Source organism: Pseudomonas sp. ICMP 460, from assembly GCF_002723595.1.
Classification (GTDB): domain Bacteria; phylum Pseudomonadota; class Gammaproteobacteria; order Pseudomonadales; family Pseudomonadaceae; genus Aquipseudomonas; species Aquipseudomonas kitaguniensis.
In genome coordinates, this window is sequence record NZ_LKBR01000035.1 from 135,321 (window position 1) to 152,944 (window position 17,624).

17 protein-coding genes and 1 pseudogene are annotated in these 17,624 nt (G+C 60.3%); 10 read left to right on the top strand and 8 right to left on the bottom strand.

The features are described 5' to 3' along the window. The first annotated feature begins 6 nt into the window (after positions 1-6). From kdpC to AO240_RS21045, 3 genes are all read left to right on the top strand, one after another. Positions 7-552: a potassium-transporting ATPase subunit KdpC gene (kdpC, locus tag AO240_RS21035; RefSeq protein ID WP_099238896.1), complete on the top strand. Its 546-nt coding sequence runs from the start codon at positions 7-9 to the stop codon at positions 550-552. A 97-nt stretch (positions 553-649) separates the two neighbouring features. Next, entirely contained in the window at positions 650-3,301 is a 2,652-nt protein-coding gene (locus AO240_RS21040; protein ID WP_099238898.1) for a sensor histidine kinase KdpD, read from the top strand. A gap of 37 nt (positions 3,302-3,338) precedes the next feature. After that, on the top strand, positions 3,339-4,028 hold the full coding sequence (locus AO240_RS21045) for a response regulator (protein ID WP_058412911.1): 690 nt from the start codon (positions 3,339-3,341) through the stop codon (positions 4,026-4,028). A 132-nt stretch (positions 4,029-4,160) separates the two neighbouring features. Here the strand turns inward: AO240_RS21045 and AO240_RS21050 are convergent, their stop codons facing one another. Beyond that, a complete protein-coding gene (locus tag AO240_RS21050) occupies positions 4,161-5,198 on the bottom strand; it encodes a patatin-like phospholipase family protein (RefSeq protein ID WP_099238899.1) in 1,038 nt (345 codons plus the stop codon). 216 nt (positions 5,199-5,414) lie between these two features. Here AO240_RS21050 and AO240_RS21055 point away from each other — a divergent pair, with 216 nt between their 5' ends. The 3 genes from AO240_RS21055 (at position 5,415) to AO240_RS21065 (ending at position 7,365) form a co-directional block, all read left to right on the top strand. Then, positions 5,415-5,693, top strand: a complete 279-nt coding sequence (locus tag AO240_RS21055) for a hypothetical protein (RefSeq protein ID WP_010176194.1) — start codon at positions 5,415-5,417, stop codon at positions 5,691-5,693. Between the two features lie 23 nt (positions 5,694-5,716). Then, positions 5,717-6,478 (top strand): CHAD domain-containing protein, encoded by a 762-nt coding sequence (locus tag AO240_RS21060; RefSeq protein WP_099238901.1) that lies wholly within the window; start codon positions 5,717-5,719, stop codon positions 6,476-6,478. Between the two features lie 89 nt (positions 6,479-6,567). Next, entirely contained in the window at positions 6,568-7,365 is a 798-nt protein-coding gene (locus AO240_RS21065; RefSeq protein ID WP_099239086.1) for an acyl-CoA thioesterase II, read from the top strand. A 34-nt stretch (positions 7,366-7,399) separates the two neighbouring features. Here AO240_RS21065 and AO240_RS21070 read toward each other — a convergent pair. The 3 genes and pseudogenes from AO240_RS21070 to AO240_RS21080 form a co-directional block, all read right to left on the bottom strand. Further along, positions 7,400-7,630 (bottom strand): annotated as a pseudogene (locus AO240_RS21070) (terminase); the annotation flags it as partial. Between the two features lie 125 nt (positions 7,631-7,755). Next, complete coding sequence (locus tag AO240_RS21075) at positions 7,756-9,237, bottom strand: methyl-accepting chemotaxis protein (protein ID WP_099238905.1); 1,482 nt, start codon at positions 9,235-9,237, stop codon at positions 7,756-7,758. Positions 9,238-9,332: 95 nt separating this feature from the next. Next, positions 9,333-10,139, bottom strand: a complete 807-nt coding sequence (locus tag AO240_RS21080) for a TatD family hydrolase (RefSeq protein ID WP_099238907.1) — start codon at positions 10,137-10,139, stop codon at positions 9,333-9,335. A gap of 236 nt (positions 10,140-10,375) precedes the next feature. Between AO240_RS21080 and AO240_RS21085 the strand changes: the two genes are divergently transcribed. The 3 genes from AO240_RS21085 (at position 10,376) to AO240_RS21095 (ending at position 12,927) form a co-directional block, all read left to right on the top strand. Then, positions 10,376-11,797 carry a transglycosylase SLT domain-containing protein gene (locus tag AO240_RS21085; protein WP_099238909.1) on the top strand — a complete coding sequence of 474 codons (1,422 nt, stop codon included), beginning with the start codon at positions 10,376-10,378 and terminating at the stop codon, positions 11,795-11,797. Positions 11,798-11,900: 103 nt separating this feature from the next. Beyond that, complete coding sequence (locus tag AO240_RS21090) at positions 11,901-12,335, top strand: DoxX family protein (RefSeq protein ID WP_099238911.1); 435 nt, start codon at positions 11,901-11,903, stop codon at positions 12,333-12,335. A gap of 283 nt (positions 12,336-12,618) precedes the next feature. Next, positions 12,619-12,927 carry a hypothetical protein gene (locus tag AO240_RS21095; protein WP_099239088.1) on the top strand — a complete coding sequence of 103 codons (309 nt, stop codon included), beginning with the start codon at positions 12,619-12,621 and terminating at the stop codon, positions 12,925-12,927. A gap of 18 nt (positions 12,928-12,945) precedes the next feature. Here AO240_RS21095 and AO240_RS21100 read toward each other — a convergent pair whose 3' ends face one another. The 4 genes from AO240_RS21100 to AO240_RS29400 are packed head-to-tail and all read right to left on the bottom strand — an operon-like array spanning position 12,946 to position 16,407. Continuing rightward, positions 12,946-14,664 carry a Gldg family protein gene (locus AO240_RS21100; RefSeq protein ID WP_099238913.1) on the bottom strand — a complete coding sequence of 573 codons (1,719 nt, stop codon included), beginning with the start codon at positions 14,662-14,664 and terminating at the stop codon, positions 12,946-12,948. A gap of 15 nt (positions 14,665-14,679) precedes the next feature. Then, positions 14,680-15,405, bottom strand: a complete 726-nt coding sequence (locus AO240_RS21105; RefSeq protein ID WP_099238915.1) for an ABC transporter permease — start codon at positions 15,403-15,405, stop codon at positions 14,680-14,682. Next, entirely contained in the window at positions 15,402-16,283 is an 882-nt protein-coding gene (locus AO240_RS21110) for an ABC transporter ATP-binding protein (RefSeq protein ID WP_371918665.1), read from the bottom strand. Before AO240_RS21110 ends, AO240_RS21105 begins: the two co-directional genes overlap by 4 nt. Beyond that, on the bottom strand, positions 16,210-16,407 hold the full coding sequence (locus AO240_RS29400; RefSeq protein ID WP_371918666.1) for a ribosomal protein L13e: 198 nt from the start codon (positions 16,405-16,407) through the stop codon (positions 16,210-16,212). The genes AO240_RS21110 and AO240_RS29400 overlap by 74 nt, the downstream gene beginning before the upstream one ends. 160 nt (positions 16,408-16,567) lie before the next feature. On the opposite strand from AO240_RS29400, the gene AO240_RS21115 reads away from it, so the two are divergent. Further along, positions 16,568-17,563, top strand: a complete 996-nt coding sequence (locus AO240_RS21115) for a hypothetical protein (RefSeq protein WP_099238919.1) — start codon at positions 16,568-16,570, stop codon at positions 17,561-17,563. The last annotated feature ends 61 nt before the right edge of the window (positions 17,564-17,624 follow it).

Sequence of the window (17,624 nt, forward strand, 5' to 3'; positions counted from 1 at the left end):
CCTGAAATGTCCAACATGATCCGCCCGGCCTTGAGCCTGCTGGTTCTCATGAGCCTGATTACCGGCGTCGCGTACCCACTGGTGGTCACCGGCGTCGCCCAAGTCGCTTTCCCGGACCAAGCCAACGGCAGCCTGGTGCATGACGCCGATGGCAAGGTGCGCGGCTCGCGTTTGATCGCGCAGGATTTTACCGGTGACAACTGGTTTCACCCGCGCCCCTCGGCCGGCGCGTTTGCGACGGTTTCCAGCAGTGCGAGTAACTTGAGCCCGAGCAACCCGGCACTGGCGACGCGTATTATCGAAGATGCCAACAAGCAACGCGTGCCAGGCCAGGGGCCGGTGCCTTTGGCCTTGCTGACTACCTCCGGCAGCGGTCTTGATCCACACTTGCCACCACCGGCGATTGCCTATCAACTGGCGCGGGTGGCGGCAGCGCGCAATGTGTCGGTGGCTACATTGCAACGTTTGCTCGACGAGCACACCGAGAGCCCGCTGGTGGGGCCGCCGGTCGTCAACGTGCTGGCGTTGAACATGGCGCTGGAAAAGTTATAGGCCGTGATGTCGCCATCGCGAGCAAGCCCGCTCCCACCGGTAGAATGCATTTCACCGGTGGGAGACTCGACATAAACACCTGAAGGATGCCCAACGCATGAGCGACTCCGGCCGCGCCGATGCCCTGTTAGCCGACCTGCCACGCGATGGCCGTGGCCGGCTCAAAGTGTTCCTCGGCGCTGCGCCGGGTGTGGGCAAGACCTACGCCATGCTCCAGGCCGCCCACACGCAACTGCGCCAGGGCGTGCGGCTGATCGCTGGCGTCGTCGAAACCCACGGCCGCGCCGAGACCGAAGCCTTGCTCAGCGGCTTGCCGCAGCAACCGCTATTGCGCAGCGAATACCGCGGTGTGATGCTCGAAGAAATGGACCTCGACGGCCTGCTCGCGGCCAAACCCAAGTTAGTGTTGGTCGACGAGTTGGCGCACAGCAACGCGCCGGGCAGCCGGCATGAAAAGCGTTGGCAAGACATTCAGGAACTGCTCGCCGCCGGCATCAACGTGTTTACCACGGTCAATGTGCAGCACCTCGAAAGCCTGAATGATCAGGTGCGTGGCATTACCGGCGTGCAGGTGCGTGAAACCCTGCCGGACTGGGTGCTGCAAGAAGCCGATGAACTGCTGCTGATCGACCTGCCGTCGCGCGAGCTGCTGGAGCGCCTGCGCGACGGCAAGGTCTACGTGCCGGAACAGGCACGCGCCGCCATCGACGCGTTTTTCACCCAGACCAACCTGATGGCCCTGCGCGAGCTGGCGATGCAAACCGCCGCCGCCCACGTCGACGACGATTTGGCCCAAGGCTATCGCCAACTCGGCCAGGCCGCACCCGCGGTGCGCGGCCGCTTGCTGGTCGGTGTGGACGGCGATGCGCAAGCCGAACGTCTGGTGCGTCACGCCAGCCGCGTGGCCCAGCGTCGGCATTTGCCGTGGAGCCTGGTGCATATCGATAACGGCAGCGCGCGCGATGAGCAATCGCGCCTGCGCCTGCAAAATGCCCAGCAACTGGCCGAGCGGCTTGGCGGCGAAGTGGTGTTGTTGCGCGCGGGCGAGGTGGCGAAGACGCTGATCCAGCATGCCGCTGAACGCCGCGCCAGCCTGCTGTTGGTTGGGCAGTCGCGCATGCGTTGGCGCCGCCGTTTGTTCGGCGGCGGGTTGGCGGCGCGCTTGCTGCGCAATGCACGCGGCCTGGAAATCAACGTCCTCGACAGCGACGACATGCCCGCACCGCCGCGTATGCCGGATGTGCGCGGCTTGGTGTGGTTCGATTACGGCCTGGCGCTGGTGGCAACCGTGGTGGCGGCTGCGGTGGCGTGGGCGGTGGCCAGCGTATTGCCGTTGCCGAATATCTCGCTGGTGTTTCTCGCGGCGGTCTTGCTGGTCGCCGTGCGCAGTAGCCTCGGGCCGTCGCTGGTGTGCGCCGCGCTGTCGTTTTTGGCGTATGACTTTCTGTTTATTCCGCCGAACTTCTCTCTCGCCATTCAGCGCGAAGAGGACGTGTTGACGCTGTTGTTTTTCCTGCTGATGGCGGCGCTGACCGGTAACCTGGCCGCGCGCCAGCGTCGGCAGTTGCAAGCGTTGCGCGATACTCAGGAGGAAACCAGCGAACTGCTCGACCTGTCGCGCAAACTCACGGCCGCTACTGACCGGCAGGCGGTGATCAGCGCGGCGGCGCATCATCTGCAAGGCTGGAGCGACCTCGATCTGTGCCTGGTCAATCGTGACGGCCAGGGCGGCTGGAAGGTCGAGACCGGCGCGGCGCTGAACCTCACCGAAGCCGAAAGCGCCGCCGCCGAGTGGGCCTGGCAACACGATCAACCGGCCGGCATGGGCACCGGCACCTTGCCGTTCGGGCGTTGGTGGTGGTGGCCGTTGTCGGGCGAAGAGGGGCCGCTGGGTTTGCTCGGCGTCAGCCCCAAACCTGGGCTGGAATTGACCGGCCAGCGCCGGCGTTTGCTCACCGCGTTAAGCCAGCCGCTGGCGCAGGCCTTGGCTCGCGCGCAATTGGCGCAGGAGCTGGAGTCGGCGCGCCTGCACGGCGAAACCGAGCAACTGCGCAGCGCCTTGCTGGCCTCGGTGTCGCATGATTTGCGCACACCGTTGACCTCGATGCGCGGCAGCATCGACAGCCTGTTGGCGCTCGGCGAAGCGATCCCGCTGGAGGACCGCCGCGAACTGCTCGAAGGCACCCGCGATGAAGCCGAACGCCTCGACCGCTATATCCAGAACCTGCTCGACATGACGCGGCTCGGCCACGGCGCGCTCAAGCTGGCGCGCGACTGGGTCTCGCCGGGCGACATTGTCGGCAGTGCGCTTGGCCGTTTGCGCGCGGTACTGGCGCCGTTGCAGGTGGCGACGCAAGTGCCTGCGCAATTGCCGTTGCTGTACGTGCACGCCGCGTTGATCGAGCAAGCCTTGGTTAATGTGCTGGAAAACGCCGCGCGGTTTTCGCCGCCCCAAGGCCGTTTGCAGGTGAATGCCGGGGTGGCCGATGACCAGGTATTTTTCGCGGTGGCCGATGAGGGGCCAGGGATTCCCGAAGACGAGCGCGCAAAAATTTTCGATATGTTCTACACCGCCGCACGCGGTGATCGGGGCGGGCAGGGCACCGGCCTCGGCCTGGCGATTTGCCAGGGCATGGTCGGCGCGCACGGTGGGCATATCAGCGTCGCCGAGGGCATTGAAGGGCGTGGCACCTGCATCAGCTTATTCCTGCCCTTGCCAACCCAGCCTGGCCTGGAGCGCGAGCCTTGAGCTACCCTGTTTTCTACACGCATTTTGATGGGGCACCATGAGCCAGACTGCGACGATTTTAGTCATCGACGACGAGCCGCAAATTCGCAAATTCTTGCGCATCAGCCTGGCCTCCCAAGGCTACAAAGTCATCGAAGCCGGCACCGGTAACGAAGGCCTGGCCCAGGCCGCCTTGAGCAAACCGGATTTGCTGGTGCTCGACCTTGGCCTGCCCGACATGGACGGCCAGCAAGTGCTGCGCGAATTCCGCGAGTGGTCGACGGTGCCGGTATTGGTGCTGTCTGTGCGCGCCAGTGAAGGGCAGAAAGTTGAGGCGCTGGACGGCGGCGCCAATGACTACGTGACCAAACCTTTCGGCATCCAGGAGTTTCTCGCGCGTGTTCGCGCGTTGCTGCGCCAGGCGCCGACGGGCGAGGCCCAGGAAGCGGCGTTGAGTTTTGGCCCATTGACGGTCGACCTGGCCTATCGACGGGTGCTGCTCGACGGCGCCGAAGTGGCGCTGACCCGCAAGGAATACGCGGTGCTGGCGCAACTGGCGCGACACCCCGGCCGGGTGATTACCCAGCAGCAATTGCTCAAGGACATCTGGGGGCCGACCCACACCGAAGACAGCCATTACCTGCGCATCGTCGTCGGCCACCTGCGCCAGAAACTCGCGGATGATCCCACGCAGCCACGGTTTATCGTGACCGAGCCTGGGGTCGGCTATCGGTTGTTGAATGCTTGAGTGCGTCGGCGCCTGGGCTGGCCTCATCGCGAGCAAGCCCGCTCCCACATTCGAGCGCATTCCATAGTTGGAACTCGGTCAACGGTGGGAGCGGGCTTGCTCGCGATGAGGCCATCAGCCCCACCCGCCAATTCAGCCCTGCTCCCGCTCATACCTATCCAACGTATCACTGGCAATTTCGCGCCCCAGCGCGATCAACTCCGGCGCCTTGTAAAACTCGAAAAACCGGCACACCCGCTTCGGCACGTTGATCAGCACATCCGGCGGGTAACCGGCAATTTTGTACTGCGCCAGCGAGGTCTGCATCACCTCGAAACTCTGGTTGATCAGGTCCAGCAACGACGCCGGGCCGACGTTATCGATGATGAACGAACCGGTGGCCGACTTCGGCGCCCCGGGCTTTTCCGGCGCTGCGGCGGGCTGCTGGGTTTGCGGCTCGGCCGAGTCCAGCCACGGGTTGAACTCGGCGGCCTGAGCGTGCAATGCCTCTTGTTCGAGCTTCATCAGTTGCTCGGCTTGTTTACGTCGAAACGGCAGGTGTGAACCCAATGACTTCGCCAGGCTGTTAAAGCGGCTCTTGAACGCTGGCGGGCGTTGGATCACCGGCAGTTGGTAATGCTTTTGATGGGTAGCGTTGAGGTTGACCGCGATGATCAAGTCGCAATGGCTCGACACCACCGGCACGATCGGCAAAGGGTTGAGCAGGCCGCCGTCCACCAGCATGCGGTTGCCTTGCATCACCGGCGTGAACAAGCTGGGAATTGCCGCCGAAGCACGCATGGCCTGGTGCAGGCAGCCTTCCTGAAACCAGATTTCCTGCTGGTTGGTCAGGTCAGTGGCCACGGCGGTGTAAGGAATGCGCAGCGCTTCGATGTTGATCTCGCCGACGATCTTGCGGATCTGCCCGAAGACTTTTTCGCCGCGAATCGCGCCCAGTCGAAAACTTACGTCGACCAGGCGCAGCACATCCAGGTAATCGAGGCTTTCGATCCAATTTCGATACTCGTCGAGTTTGCCGGCGGCATAGATCCCGCCCACCACGGCGCCCATCGAGCAACCAGCGATACAGGCGATGTCGTAGCCGCGCCGTTCGAGCTCTTCGATCACGCCGATATGGGCATAGCCCCGGGCGCCACCGGAGCCCAGCACCAAGGCAACACGTTTCTTCATGGTCGATGTCCTTCGCAAGGCAGACGCCCACAATGCACCCTTTAAGGGGCCCGCTTCAATCTTCGTTGGCGGCTGCAATATTTTTCAAGAATTACACCGGTGCTCGGGTATGCTTTGGCTATAGGCGCTTTCTATTTGAGGCTGCGTACAAGGCACTTTTGGGTGTAGGCAACGTCTACACGCTACGACTATTTTTGTTTAATTGAGGTGTCATCGATGAAAGCCTGGATGTGTGTGCCTGTGATCGTGTTGGCCCTGGCGGGTTGTGCCGGGAAAACCGCATACCGTGACAGCTGTGGCACGCAATTGGACGCGGCGTGGCATGAACTGGACCTGGCCAAGGCCGAAGGTTTCGCCGGTACCGTGAGCTACTCCAAGGCCCTGTCGTTGCTGACTGGCGCCAAGACCCAGCAGCAATTCGAAGCGTTTGAAGGCTGCTCCAACAAGGCCGAAAAAGCCCGCTTCTATATTCGTGAGTCGCGCGCCGGGCGCTAAATTTCATCGTCGGGGGAACCGCAATGTCAGCGTTGGTTGATCAGTTAGTCGCTCGGGTCATTGGCCTGGAAGTAGGGTTACTGAGCTGCCAGGCTCGCCTCGCCGCCGTCACCGACGATGAAGCCCTGCATGATCTGCGCACCACCGTGCGCCGCTTGCGTAGCCTGTTGCGGCCTTTGCGTGGTTTGCCCGGTGTCGAGCAACTTGAACTCTCGGCGCGCACGGTCGGCCAATTGACCACGCCGCTGCGCGACCGCGAGGTGCTGGCGGCGTATTTGCACGCGCAGGGCCATCACGATGCTGCCGACCGGCGCCAGCGCTTGCAACCCGATGCCTATCGCCACGTTGCGCAAAGCGCGGAACTGGCGCATCTGTTGTTGATTCTCGATGCATTCCCACGCTTTATTCGCGCCTCTGAACACCAGAAATTGCTCAAGGGCTTACGCACGCGCATCAAGAAGCGTCTGACTAAACAAGCGCACAAACTCGCTGAAGCTTTGCAGGAAGAAGGCCATGATCGCCACCGCCTGCGGCTGCTGATCAAGCGCGTGCGCTACGCCGCAGAGGCCTACCCGGAACTGGACAAGCTGCCTGCTGACGCAACGTCGCAGCTGAAGAAAGCCCAAGGCGTGTTGGGCGATTGGCACGATTGCTGGCAGTGGTTGGCGCAGGCCGAGCACCAGCCAGACTTGCAGCCGTGCGTTGCGGTATGGCATCGCACCATGCCCAAGGCTGAAGGCCGAGCGGATCGAGTGCTCGACAAACTCAGCGCGGATTTTTTCTAGCCCGGTCCGGTTTTTGGCCGGAATAGGCGCTGTACCGGATTGGCCTGATGGTTAAGATCCTCGCATCGGTTTTCTTGTGTGAGGTCGCCATGCGCTTTAGTGATTTGCTCGACGCCGCCCGTCGCAACCCGTTGGACGTGACCATCCCCGCTGACTGGGCGCAGGGCCGCGCGACGTTTGGTGGCCTGGTTGCCGCGTTGCAATACGAAGCCTTGCGCGCGCAAGTGCCGGCAGAGCGCCCTTTGCGCTCGATGGCCGTCACCTTTGTAGGCCCCGTTGCGCCGCAGGTGCCGGCCAGTTACCAGGTTGAAGTGCTGCGCGAAGGCAAGGCCGTCAGCCAGTTGCTCGGCCGCGTGGTGCAGGGCGGCGAAGTGGCGACGCTGGTACAGGCCAGCTTTGGCTCGGCGCGTGAGTCGCAGATCGTGGTTGCCTGCGAGGCACCGCCCACTTTCAAGCACTGGGACGAATGCCAGGAGTTGCCCTACATCAACGGCGTCACGCCGGAGTTCATGCAGCACTTGGCCATGCGCTGGAGCGTGGGTGGGCTACCGTTTACCGGCAACAAATCACGCGAGATGGGCGGTTGGGTGCGCCTGCGCGGGGATGTTAAGGAAGAACCGCTGAGCGTGGCGCATATTCTTGCACTGGTAGACGCCTGGCCACCGGCCTTGCTGCCTCACCTGACCCAACCGGCGCCTGGCAGCACACTGACCTGGACCGTCGAATTCATCCAGCCGCAGCCAGACCTGAGCACCCTCGACTGGTGCCAGTACCACGTCAACATCGAACACGCCCGCGACGGCTATGGCCATGCTGCCGCCGCACTGTGGAGCCCGACCGGCGAGCTGATCGCGATCAGCCGCCAGACCGTGGTAGTGTTCGCTTGAGCTGAAATGGCTAAACCGCCAAACGGTCGCTGGTTGCTTCCAGACGATGGCCCTGACGTTGCAACGCCAGACCCGCCAGCAGGCCGACAACGCCGACGGCAAAACTCGCCAGGCTTGGGCTGAATGCCGCAGACACAATCAACAGAAACCCGATGATAATCAGCGGCACGGCAATCAGTTGCAGCGCCAGATTAGTCGGGTGCTGGTGACTTTGCGGGTAGGTACGCCATTGCCAGGCGGGGAGATTAGGATGACGTTTGCCCATGATGGTGAATCCTCTGTCCGGTGAAACAACTCGTTGGGCAGAGTTTAGGCGGCAGGTGAGCGGGGCGGCGAATTGGCGTTGGCTATGGGGCTCATAGCCACGCCTTAATGGGTTTACACGTTGGCCTACAGCTTCAACTGCCCAATCGCCTTGCTCAACTCCCCGGCCAAGGTTGCCAGTTGGTTGCTGGTAGTGGCCGAATCGACGGTCTGCTGCACTGTGTTGTCGGTCACGTCGCGAATGCTCACGACCGCGCGGTTCATTTCTTCGGCGACGTGGCTTTGCTGTTCAGCGGCCACGGCGATCTGGGTGTTGCTCTCACGCATCTGGGCCACGGCGCCGGTGATTTCGGCGAGTGCGGCACCGGCGTCCTGGGCTTGTTGCACGCAGTCGTCGGCCTTGAACGAGCTTTCTTGCATGAAGTCCACCGCGTCGCGGGTGCCGGCTTGCAGCGCCGAGACCATGTGAGTGATTTCGTCGGTGGAGTTTTGCACGCGCTTGGCCAGGTTGCGTACTTCGTCGGCGACCACCGCAAAGCCGCGGCCCATTTCGCCGGCGCGGGCGGCTTCGATGGCGGCGTTGAGGGCGAGCAGGTTGGTCTGTTCGGCGATGCTGTGAATCACGCTCACCACGCCGTTGATTTTTTGGCTGTCTTCGGCGAGTTTCTGGATCATCTGCGCGGTTTGTTGCACGCCGGTGGACAGCCCGGCAATTGAGCGCTGCACCCGGCTGACCACTTCGCGGCCGCTGCCTGCGAGCGTGTCGGCAGTTTGGGAGAGGTCGCGCGTGGCACCGGCATGCTGGGCAATGTGGTAGACGGTGGCGGTCATTTGATTAATCGCGGTGGCCGCCTGGTCGGTTTCGCTTTGCTGGCCGAGCATGCCGTGTTGCACCTTGTTCATGCTGCTGGCCAGGCGGGCGGCGCCTTCGTCCAGTTGCTGTGCGGTATGCGCCACGGTGTTGACCACCCGTTGATAGCCGGCTTGCATGGCATTGAAGGCACTGGCCATCTGGCCGACTTCGTCCTCGCAGGCGAGTGGCACGCGGGCCGAGAGGTCGCCGGTTTTCTCAACGTGCAACATCACGTCCTTGAGGGTGTTGAGTTGGCTGAGCAGGAAGCGGATCAGCAACTGCGAAGCGCCGAGCATCGCCAGCATCAGGATCAGCACCGCCACCGCATAGTTGGCGAAACGTTCGCCGAACACTTGGCTCAGGCTGGGGCTGTAGGCCAGCACTGCGACCTGTTGACCGTCGGCGCGGGCGATCACTTGCGCACCTATCAAAGGGTTTTCGCCCAATAAAGGCCTGTGATTAAGTTCGACCCAACCCGTGGCTGTGCTCAGGGCCGACAGATCCTGGCCGGCCATTTGTGGGGCTTGGCCGCGTGCGAATGTCAGCCACTGCTCGCCGTGGGGCAGGGCGCTGTCGGCCGGCCAGGCACCGAGCAAGCCTGCTTGCGCCTGCGCCGAGGCTTGCGACGCAGCGCTGCGGGCCTGTTGTTCGAGCTGCACGGCGTAGAGCACCAGCAGCAGGGTGGTAATGAAGGCGACCGCGTTGACCGCCCAGAATTTGTATTTCAGCGAGATATTGCTAAGCCAGGCACCCATGGAAGGTTTTCTCTGATAGCGGAACAGCATTGGCAAGGTGCCATTATTGTGCCGCTACTGAGGATTACCGTTTTGACATGGGTCAATGCGCCGCATCAATCAACCATCGGCAGCGCAAAAAATGCGCGGGCGCAGGCGCTGCTGTGCTCGGCCAGGTCTTCTTCGGTTTCGTTCCGGTGCAGCGCCACTTCGCGCAGCACGTCGGGCAGGTAGGCCGGTTCGTTGCGGCCATTTTTGGGCTTGGGGCGCAAGGTGCGCGGCAACAAATACGGTGCATCGCTTTCCAGCATCAGACGGCCGCGCGGAATTTCCCTGACCAGCGGGTGCAGGTGCGTGCCGCGCCGCTCATCGCAGATCCAACCGGTGATGCCGATGTGCAAGTCGAGGTCGAGGTAGCTGAACAGCGCCTGTTGCTCGCCGGTAAAGCAATGCACCACGGCGGCGGTCAGGTGGTCGCGGTAGTCCTTGAGTATTTCCAGCAAGCGCTGGTTGGCGTCGCGCTCGTGCAGAAACACCGGCAGCTTCAGTTCGACCGCCAGCGCCAGGTGTTCTTCGAGGACTTTTTCTTGCTGCGGGCGCGGCGAAAAATCGCGGTTGAAGTCCAGCCCACATTCGCCTACCGCACGCACCCGGCTTTCGCTGAGCAAACCGCGCAAGCGCCGTGCGCTGTCGCCGTTCCAGTCGCTGGCGGAATGGGGATGGATGCCAGCGGTGCTGAACAGGCGTTGGCCGCTTTCATCAAGCTTTACACACAGTTCCAAGGCCTGTTCGCTGCCGTCGACATCGGTGCCGGTGAGCACCAATTGCTGCACGCCGGCGGCATAGGCTCGGTCGAGAACGGCCTGGTGCCTCTCGTCGAAACTGGAGTGGGTCAGGTTGACGCCAATATCAATGAGTTGCATGGTGCTATCTCCGCCTGCGGCCGGAAAGCATATCAGAGCTGTAGAATTATAAGAAAAACCAAGAACTACAAAGAGTTGTAGCTGTCTTTGAACGTCGCAAGTGACATTGTGGCTGGCCGGTTGCCAGCCGCGATGCCGCCGTTGCTCGCAAAGCCCGCGCATAAAGCGCTCTGTTTATGACCTCCAGCACTTCGTCTTTCGCGAAGGCGCTGGCCAGTATTCTTTCCGGAGAGCGGATGATCCGACCCTCGGCGTTGCTTTTAGTGTGCCTGACGTTACTGCTGCCCACGGCGGCGGTCGCACGTTTGGACGGGCCGCTGGAAGTGACCAAGCCCGGCAAGGTGCGTGACCTCGCGCAGATTCGCTCCAGTCGCACCCTGCGTGTGCTGGTCAACCAGAGCCGTAACAGTTCCGGTGAAGTCGAAGGCCAGGCCATCGGTGTTGAATACCATCGCCTGCGCGCCTTCGAGCACTACCTGAACGGGCATGCTCGTGAGGGTGAGGCGATTACCCTCAAAATTATTCCCAAGGCCAAAGACCAACTGCTCGGCGCGCTGGCCCGGGGTGAAGGTGACCTGGTAGCGCCGGGTGAATTGCTCGATGTGAAGGCCGCGCACAAAATCAGCAGCAGCGACCCGATTGCCAGCGATGTGCCGTTATGGCTGGTGGGCGTGAAAGGTGAGCGGCGCTTTACCAGGCTGGAGCAGCTGTCCGGGCGCACGCTGGCGTTGACCACCGGCAGTGCGGCGGCGGATGCGATCAGCCAGGCCAACCAGAAACTGGCGCTGCACAAGCAGCCGCCGATCAAGGTGGAATGGGTTGACCCGACGTTGGCGGTGGAAGATGTGTTGGAGATGGTCCAGGCCGGGATCTTCCACCTCACCATTGTCGAAAAGCCGATTGCCGAACGCTGGTCGAAAATCCTGCCCAAACTGCGCTTTGACCGGCAGGTAGTCATCAACGCACCGGGCGATGAATATTGGTTCGTGCGCCAGGACGCCTCAATGCTGCGTGCCAGCATTGATCGTTTTCTCAAGACCTATCGAACCCCCTCAGACCAGGACGTGGCGTTCCAGCGAATCTACCGACGCCTCTACCAGGTGCGTAACCCACTGGCCCGCGCCGATCGCCAGCGCCTCGAAAAACTGCGCCCGGTGTTGCAAAAACACGCGCGTGAGCAGGGCATGGACTGGTTGAACCTGGCGGCGCTGGCGTTCAAGGAGTCTGCACTGGACCCCGGCGCGCGCAACAGCGGCGGCCCGACCGGGCTGATGCAGATTACGCCGTCGGCGGCGCAACGGGTGGGCGTGAATAACATCGAGAATCTCGACAGCAATGTGCAGGCGGGCGCGCGTTACCTGGCGATGATCCGCCGTAAATTCTTCGCCAGCCCCAAACTCAACGAGCGTGAACGCATGGCCTTTGTGCTGGCGGCTTACAACATGGGGCCAGAGCGCGTCCAGGGCATGCGCGCAGAGGCCCGCCGGCGGGGTTTGAACCCCAATCAGTGGTTCTTCCAGGTTGAGCGTATTGCCATGGAGCAAGTGGGCATGGGCGGCGTCAGCTATGTTAATAGCGTCAACAAGTACTACTTGGCGTTCGATCGGGAGCGCGGGTCTCTGGAGCCAAATACGCCAAAAGTTGCCTCACGCAAATAATCGATTTTATCGATAAGTATTAGGCATTTTTTCGGCTTTTATCATTGTTTAATTCGATTAATGTAGCGGTCAACCCACCCCTACTTTGAAAAGGATTAGCAGCATGAGCCCACTGATCAAACGCATCCTGTCTACCCGTGCCGGTTATGGCCTGACCGTCCTGCGAATTTTTGTCGGGATTATCTTCGCTGCCCACGGTTCGCAAAAACTCTTCGGCTGGTTTGGCGGCTACGGCCTGGCGGGCACTGCGCAGTGGATGGAGAGCATCGGCCTGGCACCCGGAACCCTGATGGCGGTGTTGTCGGGTGGTACGGAGTTTTTTGCAGGCTTGGCGTTGATCATCGGTTTGCTGGTGCGCCCGGCGGCCTTGGGCCTGACCTTTCTGTCGCTGGTGGCGATTTTCACGGTGCATATTCATAACGGCTTGTTCATGGCCAACAATGGTTATGAGTTCGCACTGGCCTTGCTCGGCGGCTCGTTGGCGGTGTTGTTCGAAGGCGCTGGCAAACTGTCTGCCGACCGCGCGATCGCCCGCTGAGACCTGCCACCGTCTTGCCGTAATACCTTGGAGAGCCCCGCCATGCGCGGGGCTTTTCCTTGCCCGGGATTCTTGACAGCGGCCTATGCGCTTCTCTAGGATGCTGCTCATGCGCCGATTTAAACAGCTAATTGCGGGGCGCCACCGGGACTCAATGCAGCCCGACAGAAGCCTGCACTCATCGCGAGTCAGGTTTCGAAATTCCGCTAAAGCGCTGGTTCGGTGTTGCCTCTCACCTGCCCGCAGACTTTTGAGGCAGAGACACGACACGATGAATGCACCACTGAATGCACCGCGCCCCCTCATACGCCTGGCCCCGATCACTGCGGAGCTGACTCAACGCAATCCTAAAATCCTGCTCGGCGGCAAGCACCAGCCGACGCTGTTGCGTTACCTCGATGGCTGGCCGCGTCGCACGGGTCGGCCCTCGGCGTTCCTGATCCAGTTTGTCGAAGACGGCGACTCCCTGACGCGCTTTGCCAGCAACAGCTTTGACCTCGCGGTTATCCAGGCACCGAGTGCCGACGATGCCGCTGAAGTGATTCGCCAACTGACACGTATTGCTCGCCAGGGGCTGATTGCGCGTCGTTGAGTGTGGGTTATTGAGGAATCAGTGAAACGACCCCGCCTGCAGTGTTCGACGACGGCGGTGGTAGAGCAACACTGCGCAGGCGAACAGGCATACCAACAGCGGCACCGCGACAATCATCAGCAGCTTCAGGTATCGCTCCGCTCGATGCACCTGCGCGTAGGCCTCGACCTTAAGCGCCTGCAACTCCATGGGCAGTCGCAGGCGTTCTTTATTGAGTGCCTGCAACTGGGTACTGCTGACCACCGCTTGAGTGCCGAAGCCTGTGCTCGGCGGGTTCAAGCGCTGCCACTCCTGCTCCGTTTGCGCAAGTCGTCGCTCAAGCTCCAGCGCGTTTTGCGTGTAGGTGAGTGCTGCCACCTCGCGCATTTGCTCCAGCGGGTTCGTCAATTGACTGGCCATGGCGCGTGGTCGAATGCTCGCTAGAATATCGGCGGCGGCCAAGTTATCCAATGTGTTCAACACAAACAGCGCGTTGCTGTTGGGCGCAGAACCGATGACGCCGTCCATGAGTAAATCCGTGTCGGCGACCACCACCACCTGGATGTTGTTGGCTTTTTGCAGTCCGGGCGCCTGCCCCCGAATGCCGTCGGGGAAGACGGAATAGGCCGGCCCCTCGATTCGAGCAGCTATCACCTGGCGTTGCCCAGGTGCAGGCGTCTCGTCAATAGGCACGGAGGCAGCGCGCCGAACGTCGAGTAGCGCCGATTGCCGGGAGCTTTGCAGCAGTGGCGTCAGTGTCGTACGGCCCTTTCTTACGCGCGAAACCGTGCCGCTGCTGGAGACCAATAGTGTGTTGAGTTTCCAACTACTAACATCATTCGCCGTCATCGATTGCCTTGGCAGGGTTAGCCGGGTCATCTGCAGTGCGGTCGACTCTGCGGCGGGCGACGCATAAAGCGTATCAACCACGAGTTTGTCCGTCGGCATCTGTATGCCCCAAGCCGCCAGCAGTGCCTCAAGCCTGGGGTTTGTCGATGCGGCGCCCACATCCAGTTCACTCAGCGGGTCGATAAAGATCATCAGTTTGCCGCCCCTCAATACGAACTGGTCAATTGCGTAGAGGGTTTGGTCTGGCAGTGCGCGCGGGTGCACGACCATGAGCGTTTCAATCGATTCCGGCACCTGGTCAGTGGTGGATGCCAGGCCGACAAGTTTGAAGTGCTGGTGCATTTGCGCCAGCAATTGTGTGGCGGACTGGTTCAGCGAAAGCCCGGTAAGCACGCCGACAGTGGGGGGCGCAGGGTGCATCAGGGTGTAGATCAGGTGGCTGATTTCATACTCAAGCAATGGCTCGCCATCAAGGCTGATGAGGTCCATACGCTGGGTCGCCTGACCTGCTCGTTTACCAATCAGGCCAAGAAAGCCTTGTGTGTCGTCAAGGCCGAACAGTCCGGCTTTGTAGGCATCCTCCGAATAAGGTGCCGGGTCAATAACATGCAGGTTAAGCATGCCCTTGGCGGCTTTTTCGTACTCTTTGAGCAGGTCTTCAACGCGCTCGCCGTAGCGGTCCAACGCTTGGCTTCTGTTCGGATTACTGCTTGAGTTGAAGTAATAAATGTCCAGTGGCTGCTCAAGTGTCGCGAGCAGTTGGCGTGCCGGTGGCGATAAGGTGTGAATCTTTTTTTGTGAGAAGTCCCAGCGTATGTCCGGAAGATTGTTTACCCACGCCAGATTAAATGCCAGAAAGAGCAACAGGATGACCATAAGTGTCATGCCCGCAAGAAGAACGGATCGCATAGTGTGCTTTCCTGCTCAACTATTTTTATAGTTGAGCGTGACCGTCGATGCCGAGAGGAAGGCAAGGATCATGCTGATGAAGTACAAGCTGTCACGGAGTGTCAGTTTGCCGTTGTTGATGGTGCCAAAACGCGAGAGTGGGTTCAGCGCAACCACGCTGTCGACCACCCAGACAGGTGCTTGATGTTCCAGTGCGTCCAGCACCGATGAAAGCCCGCTGGCGGTCAATAACAAACCCAGGGTCAACAAAAAAACGACAACGCGTTGACGGGTCAGTGTGCAAACAAAACAACCCACTGACAGGTAACTTCCCGCCAGTAACCAACTGGCCAGAAACTGAGAGGCGATCACTTGATTGTCCACCGTGTCGAGGTAGTTGGCGGCGACCGCTATCGGAAACGTCAGCATCAAGGCGACCGCACACACGGTCCAGGCCGCCAGAAATTTTCCGATAACACGTTCTAGCGTCGTGATCGGTAGTGTCTTCATCACGTCGCGCAGGCTCGGGTTGTGTTCGTCCGACCACAGTTGTGTGGATAACGTGGGTATCAGCAGCAAATAGAGCCAGGGGTGCCACTGGAAAAACACCTGTAAGTCGAGGCTCTCGCGCTCCAGCCACTCGCCTGTATACACGCCCAGGGTTGCGCACAGCAGCAGAAAAGCGGCAACACTCATGTAGGTGCTTGGCGTGCAGGCATAACTGGCGAGTTGACGCTTGAACATCACCGGCAGCAGCTTCAAGGGGATACCTCTTGGCTCAGAAGTTGAACCACTTCGTTCAAGCGTCCGGGTTCCAGGTTGAGTGAAGTAATGTTCCATTTGCGGCTGGCGATGAGGGCGTTTATGTGCGGATAAATCGCGCGCCCCGGCATAGCAAGAACGGTCACCGTGCCGGGTGTATGCCGGTCTTCTTCGATACCTGCAACGCCGGGTAATACCGCCAGTGCGAGTAAATCCAGCGGCGACTCTGCGGCCAGCGTTACGGCTCGGTAATGGCGGGAGTTGCGTTGCAAATCGGACAGTTGGGTATCGGCCATCAGTTGGCCTCGGGCAATAACCAGAGCACGCGTGCAGATACTGGACAGCGCGTCACAATGCCGGGAGGCGATGATGATCGTCATCTCGTCGCTCAAGGACTGGATAAGTGTTCTGAACTTGAGCAGTTGGCCGGGCGCCAAGCCTTCGGCGGGTTCATCGAGCAAGAGCAGCCTGGGTGAATGCAGAATGGCTTGGGCGATGGCGAGCTTGCGTTTCAAGCCAACGGACAGTGTGTCGACGGGGCAATTCAGCACCGGCAGTAACTCCAGACGTGCCGCTGCCCGATTCACCCGTTTGCGTTTTTCGGCGCCGCTGAAGCCGCGAATGGCGGCGATGAAACTAAGCACACCGCTGACCGACATCGTGTGATGGTTGAGGCCGCCCTGCAGCTGATAGCCGATGGCTTTTCGTGCGTAAAGTGCATGCGTCTGTGTATCGAACCCCTCAACCGTGATGCGCCCGGAGGAGGGTTTGACTAAGCCGGAAATTAAATTCAACAAGGTGGTTTTACCCGCGCCATCCTCGCCGAACACGCCTATGCATTCTTTGCGTTGTGCACAAAATGACAGGTCGGTAATCACGGTTTTTTTGCCCGAGTGCTTGGTCAGGCTGCTTATCTCGAGCATTTTTTTTCCGAGTATCTCTGCAGGGCGTATGAAAATATGTTCGTAACGAACGTTTAAGCGCTAAAAAGATTACGTTCAATAGGTGTGGTTGGGAACGCTGCGGGGCAATTATAAGAAAAGTCCTACGTCGAGCGGGATAACTTGCTGAAACAATTATGTTGTTTCAAGGCTTATTAATGCTCGGATATTTATCTGGCATTTATATAAGGTTTGCTCTTTTGTAATGAGACCTGACTATCATGATGCTACTACGTACGCTTGTTCTTGAACGCAGCGGTGAGGACGCTCCGGTTAACGGTGCATTGCTCTGCGGTTTTGCTGTCGCGCAAAGTGATTCCAACTTTCTGGTCTACAGCCTGGATGAAGAGGTCGAACCCGGTAATTCCAGGGTTTATATCGCGGCCTTGCGTAAAAAACTTGATCGGTATTTTTTAGGCGGTGTTGAGTCCACGGAAGACTTGCAAGTGGCCATGCAAGTTTTTAAGCAAATTCTGATGACGGCGGCGGCATCCGGCACCAAGACCGGCGCGGTGATCGAGGCCTCGATCGATTTTCATTTTATTGATTTAAAAGGGTGCAAGTTGCCGCCAGCGCGGCCCGAGGATCATCATTCAATGATCATCAAGAAAGCGCTGGTGATGAAGGTGATTACCCTGGGCATGTCGGCGCCTGTGTTGCCGGCGATCGAAAGTGCTGCGCTGATCGTGCCGTCCATTCGCTTTTCGTCGCAAATGGTCTCGCCGCCCAAAATCACCCGGCAGCCCAAGCCCGCCGAGCAGTCTGTGCGTGAGTTTGTTATGGCAGAGCCGATGGAAGCTCCCATTGCGATTGCGCAGACAGTCGAACAGGTCGAGTTCAATGAACCCCCCCCAGCGCCACCGAGGCCGCCTGCGCCGTTGAAACTTCCGGCGCCGGCGGAACACGTTTCGCTGCATGAGGTAGACAGCACGCTGACCAGCCTTGCGAAAATCGCTCAGGACCTGACGCAACAAAAACGTGCGGTCGTTGAGCGCGAGGAAATGCTCGAGCAATGGCAGGCCCGACTGGAGCAGACGCAGGGTGAGCTCGAGGAAAAAAGCCGTGAGTTGGCGCAGCGCGGTACGCAACTGCAAAACCAAACAGCGGAGGTTGCCCATAAGACCGAAAAGATGACGCTGGCGATGACGCACCTTTCGGCTATGCGGCAGCGCTTGCACGGCGCGCTTGTGGAGCTGGATCAGGCCCTGGAAGGTTAGGGCTGAACGGATCTGTTCGCGGGTATGGCTACTTTTCAGGGTTCATTTATGATCAGCCCCT

Coding starts and splice junctions, on each gene's coding strand:
- AO240_RS21075 (WP_099238905.1), bottom strand. CDS start 9,237: ATGGGTGCCTGGCTTAGCAATATCTCGCTGAAATACAAATTCTGGGCG.
- AO240_RS21045 (WP_058412911.1), top strand. CDS start 3,339: ATGAGCCAGACTGCGACGATTTTAGTCATCGACGACGAGCCGCAAATT.
- AO240_RS21090 (WP_099238911.1), top strand. CDS start 11,901: ATGAGCCCACTGATCAAACGCATCCTGTCTACCCGTGCCGGTTATGGC.
- AO240_RS21050 (WP_099238899.1), bottom strand. CDS start 5,198: ATGAAGAAACGTGTTGCCTTGGTGCTGGGCTCCGGTGGCGCCCGGGGC.
- AO240_RS21085 (WP_099238909.1), top strand. CDS start 10,376: ATGATCCGACCCTCGGCGTTGCTTTTAGTGTGCCTGACGTTACTGCTG.
- AO240_RS21060 (WP_099238901.1), top strand. CDS start 5,717: ATGTCAGCGTTGGTTGATCAGTTAGTCGCTCGGGTCATTGGCCTGGAA.
- kdpC (WP_099238896.1), top strand. CDS start 7: ATGTCCAACATGATCCGCCCGGCCTTGAGCCTGCTGGTTCTCATGAGC.
- AO240_RS21115 (WP_099238919.1), top strand. CDS start 16,568: ATGATGCTACTACGTACGCTTGTTCTTGAACGCAGCGGTGAGGACGCT.
- AO240_RS21080 (WP_099238907.1), bottom strand. CDS start 10,139: ATGCAACTCATTGATATTGGCGTCAACCTGACCCACTCCAGTTTCGAC.
- AO240_RS21055 (WP_010176194.1), top strand. CDS start 5,415: ATGAAAGCCTGGATGTGTGTGCCTGTGATCGTGTTGGCCCTGGCGGGT.
- AO240_RS21065 (WP_099239086.1), top strand. CDS start 6,568: ATGCGCTTTAGTGATTTGCTCGACGCCGCCCGTCGCAACCCGTTGGAC.
- AO240_RS21100 (WP_099238913.1), bottom strand. CDS start 14,664: ATGCGATCCGTTCTTCTTGCGGGCATGACACTTATGGTCATCCTGTTG.
- AO240_RS21040 (WP_099238898.1), top strand. CDS start 650: ATGAGCGACTCCGGCCGCGCCGATGCCCTGTTAGCCGACCTGCCACGC.